4 protein-coding genes are annotated in these 3,847 nt (G+C 62.1%); all 4 read right to left on the bottom strand.

Annotation, left to right across the window (positions count from 1 at the left end):
• Nucleotides 1-100: 100 nt before the first annotated feature.
• From ACIQE0_RS38680 to vanH, 4 genes are read right to left on the bottom strand one after another with little or no spacing between them, the layout of a single operon-like run.
• Entirely contained in the window at nt 101-685 is a 585-nt protein-coding gene (locus tag ACIQE0_RS38680) for a hypothetical protein (protein ID WP_402341079.1), read from the bottom strand.
• 58 nt (nt 686-743) lie between these two features.
• Nucleotides 744-1,352, bottom strand: a complete 609-nt coding sequence (gene vanX / locus ACIQE0_RS38675) for a D-Ala-D-Ala dipeptidase VanX (RefSeq protein WP_402341076.1) — start codon at nt 1,350-1,352, stop codon at nt 744-746.
• A complete protein-coding gene (gene vanA / locus ACIQE0_RS38670) occupies nt 1,349-2,389 on the bottom strand; it encodes a D-alanine--(R)-lactate ligase (RefSeq protein WP_402341073.1) in 1,041 nt (346 codons plus the stop codon). Before vanA ends, vanX begins: the two co-directional genes overlap by 4 nt.
• Nucleotides 2,377-3,339, bottom strand: coding sequence for a D-lactate dehydrogenase VanH (vanH, locus tag ACIQE0_RS38665; protein ID WP_402341082.1), 963 nt, complete (start codon nt 3,337-3,339; stop codon nt 2,377-2,379). Before vanH ends, vanA begins: the two co-directional genes overlap by 13 nt.
• Nucleotides 3,340-3,847: the final 508 nt, after the last annotated feature.

The raw sequence follows: 3,847 nt of genomic DNA, 5'->3' as shown, positions 1-3,847 counted from the left end.
ATTCGTGCTGACCACCCGGGCACAACTCCTTCTCCGCCCTCGACTCAATAAATCATCCAGTATGCCTGACTCGACCTACTTTGACAGAGAGGGCCTGGCCTCACGGTGTCGCGCTGACCAGGATTCCTCGTCTCGCATGGAAGCGCTCGAATACGTGCATGGGCAGCGATGCGGAGTCTGCATTGTGGGAGTAGCCCGACGGATTATGGAACCGCACCGTCCCGCCATGGACTTCATGAATCAGCACGAGATGCCCTCCCCGTCGCGGTTTGTAGGTGCTTGGGTCGCGAATCTCAGGAGACACTGAAGCGATCAGGGCTTGCCCGGGGCGCACCGCTCGGACAGATTCCTGGATCGGCGTGTTCTCGACCAGTTGGCATTTGAATCCGAATTGTGAGCTGACCCAGGCCATGAATGGCCTGTAGATCAGTCCCTGGACCTTGCCTTGGGGTTCCACCACGTAGCAGCCCCAGTCGAGGGCCAGCGAAAGGAGTTCACGCATCGGCAGCCGGATGTCCGTCCAGCCGTGGAGCAGGGACTGCAGGCATGCCAAGCCGCAGACTTTGCGGGACCAGAAGAGGTACTCCTCGCACGAGTGGTATCCATCGGAGGCCCAGTCGTGCAGTTGCGATGGATCGGTGCGTCTCAGGAAGACGTCGAGCCTCGACGGGGCGGCACGCCGCATGACGACCTCGTCGTTCCGGTCCAGGCTTCCCCATTGTGAGACGTAAGGGAGGCTTCTATCATGTGATGGAAAAGTCGAAATAGACATCTGAATAAGGCTCGCTTTTCAGCGTGTAGTGCCACCATTCGCAGGCGTAGCGAGAAAATCCGCATTTCTCCATGATGGAGCAAAGGTGCTCGCGGTTTTTCGCTTCGGTGGGCGTTATTCCTCTTGCTCCATGATGTGAGATCGGGTCCATGAGGTCGTAGCCGCCGCCCATGCGGGCGTTTTCTCCGGTGGCGAGGCTGTAGAGCGTCAAGTCGACGGTACTGCCGCGACTGTGGCCTGACTTGGCGGCCACGTATCCCTTGTCGAAGAGCTCGGATCTGTCGATATTGGGGTAGTGGCGCTGCTTTGTCCGGCCGTCCTCCGGCTGTTCTGACCAGCGCCGGAAGCAGTCGACGGCGCGTTGCGGACGGTATCCGTCCCAGACAAGCAGGCCGAAGCCGAGGGACGCGGCTTCTTCTTGCGCGTACCCCAGGGCCGTGCACAAAGTTTTTGTGCCAACTATCCGATTTGCTAGGTATCCGTCTACCGGCTTTCCGGTGAAGTTGTCCGGGGTGGCGTACTTGGCATCCCACCGGATTCCGGGCACCAGCTCGTCCAGGTACACGAAGTCGTCGTTCATCGCTTTTTTTGGTGCAGTGTCATTGACACGAGCCGGTCGATCACGCCGGAAAGCGGCAGGCCTGCGGCGGCCATCATGCGGGGATAGCGGCTGTAGGAGGTCATGCCGGGAAAGGTGTTGACTTCGTTGAGCACCACCTGGCCGTCGTCCTTGAGGAACATGTCCACGCGGGCAAGCCCCTGACAGCCCAGTGCGCGGTAGATGGTCTTGGCGCTCTCTTGGACGAGCTGGCGCGATTCTTCGGAGATGTCGGCGGGAACGATGAACGTCGAGTTCTCCGAACCAGTCTCGGGTGAGTCCTCCTGGTGGATCCTGAAAAATCCGTGTGAGAGGGCTACGCGGTCCACCTCGCCCGCGATCGGGGCGGATGGTTCCCCCAGGATCGCGCAGCCGATCTCGCTCCCGGCCACGGTCTCTTCGATCAGGACCTTCGAGTCGTACTGCCGTGCGGTCTCCAGTGCACTCGGCAAGTCCTCTTCTCCGGCGACTTTGCTGACGCCGAAAGATGAGCCCGAACGGGCCGGCTTCACGAAGACGGGATAAGGAAGCTGGCCGGCGTCGACCTTCTCGTCCCCCGCGACCACCCAGAAATTTGGCGTGACGATTCCCGCGCTCTTGGCGACGGTGTAGGTCAGGGATTTGTCCATGCACATGGCGGAGCTCTGGACATCGCAGCCGGCATAGGGGATGCCAGAGAGTTCCAACAGGCCCTGGATTGCACCGTCTTCGCCGAGTGGGCCGTGCAGAACGGGCAGCACGAGGTCCAGACGGATCACTTCGAATCGTCCCTGTTCCAGGACGAGCAGTCCGTGGACGCTTCGGTCGGGTGACAGCATGACCGGACGGGCGCCGCCGTTCTCCCAGTCTGCGCCAGGGGAGTCACAGAGCTTCCAGGCACCGGACTGCGTGATGCCGATCCAGTACGGCTCGTATTTACCGGTGTCGAGGTTCTTTGCGACCTCTTGGGCGGACTTGACGGAGACGGGATGTTCTTCGGAAGAGCCCCCGAAGATGACGCCGATCTTCAACCTGTCCATGTTTTCCCGCTTTCAAAGTCGAGGCAGTTGATGAGGCTGTTTCTGATGGTGTCGCTCAGCGCGTGGTCGGTGTAGTAGGCCGTGTGCGGGCTGATGAACACATTCGGCAGCTCCTGTAGTCGCACCAGCGAGCTGTTCTCGATGGGCTTGTTCCGGCAGTCGGTGTAGAAGATTCCTTCCTCGCCGTCGAGGACGTCCAGCGCCGCGCCGCCAAATCTGCCGCTTTCCAATGCCGATAGAAGGGCTTCGGTATCAATGAGCGGCCCGCGTCCGGTGTTGACGATGAACGCGCCGTGTTTCATCTGCTCGATACGCCGGCGATCGATGAGATGGCGGGTTTCTGCGGTGAGCGGGGTGTGGAGCGTGACAATATCGCTGTGCCGAAGCAGCTCGTCGATCGGCGTGTAATCGGCGGGGGTGTTGGGGCGATTGTCGTGGGCCAGCACGCGGCAGCCGAAGCCTCGCAGCCGGTCGATGACTGCTGTGCCGATACGCCCCGTGCCGATCACTCCGACAGTCAGGTCGCGCAGCTCTTTGCCGCGTATCTCACTCAGCCGGTAGTCGTGAGCATCGGTGCGGCGGATAGTGGCCTTCGCGTGGCGCACGGCCATCAGCATCAGCATCAACGTGTAGTCGGCAACGCTGTCGGGAGAATACTCCACGTTTCCGACGGAGATACCGACGCTCTCCGCGTAGCTCACGTCGATGTGATTGCATCCGACGCTTCGTGTGGAGAGATACTCCACACCGGCCCGGCTCAGTGCGGTGAGCGTGGCACGGGTGACGTGCGTCTTGTGGCCGATGCTGATGCATCGGTTCCCGGCTGCCAGGTCGATATTGGCTTCGGATACCGCTTCCTTCGTGATGGTTGGCACCACGCCAAAGCGAGGCGCCATTTCTCGGAAGAGAAGGGCCTCATCCTGCTCGCATCCATAGACCGTGATTCCCATTGTCGAGCCGGCCCGTGAGGACGACGCCGGCGCTCGGGTGCGGCGCACTGCCGCTCGTGTTGGTCCGCTGGAACTCATGTCTTCCAGACAAGAGAACGTGGCGTTGCCGGGGCGTATGCGTTTTTTGATACGCCGACGATATGTCGGCCGCTGCAGGCGCGCGACGATGCTCGTCTTGATCTTCAAGGACGAGTCCCCACCCCCGCAGGGGGGCCGGCGGGGTGAATGCGCAACACGCTGCCGTGTCGCCTTCACCGCTCAGGGGCGGTCCCGAAGCAGGGCCGGGGCGGGCCGGCAACGCTGCTGCCGGACCTGGTGCTCGAACTGCCAGGGTGTTCGGTCGATCCCGCGGGCGAAGCCGTCGCGGCCCGAGCAGCCACTTGCATGCTCTCGCGGGGTGTTGGCCGGCAACAGGTGAGTCGGCGGCGGGAATCTCACCCGCCGCCGCTCGCAGAACCGTGCGGGAGCCTCTCGGCTCACACGGCTCCCATCGCCCAGCCGTCAGGCT

This window comes from Streptomyces sp. NPDC093097 (assembly GCF_044754325.1).
In the GTDB taxonomy this organism is placed as follows: Bacteria; Actinomycetota; Actinomycetes; order Streptomycetales; family Streptomycetaceae; genus Streptomyces.
The sequence above is the reverse complement of the archived record's forward strand: the minus strand, read 5'-3'. Positions and strand labels throughout refer to the sequence as shown.

Coding starts and splice junctions, on each gene's coding strand:
- ACIQE0_RS38680 (WP_402341079.1), bottom strand. CDS start 685: ATGCGGCGTGCCGCCCCGTCGAGGCTCGACGTCTTCCTGAGACGCACC.
- vanA (WP_402341073.1), bottom strand. CDS start 2,389: ATGGACAGGTTGAAGATCGGCGTCATCTTCGGGGGCTCTTCCGAAGAA.
- vanX (WP_402341076.1), bottom strand. CDS start 1,352: ATGAACGACGACTTCGTGTACCTGGACGAGCTGGTGCCCGGAATCCGG.
- vanH (WP_402341082.1), bottom strand. CDS start 3,339: ATGGGAATCACGGTCTATGGATGCGAGCAGGATGAGGCCCTTCTCTTC.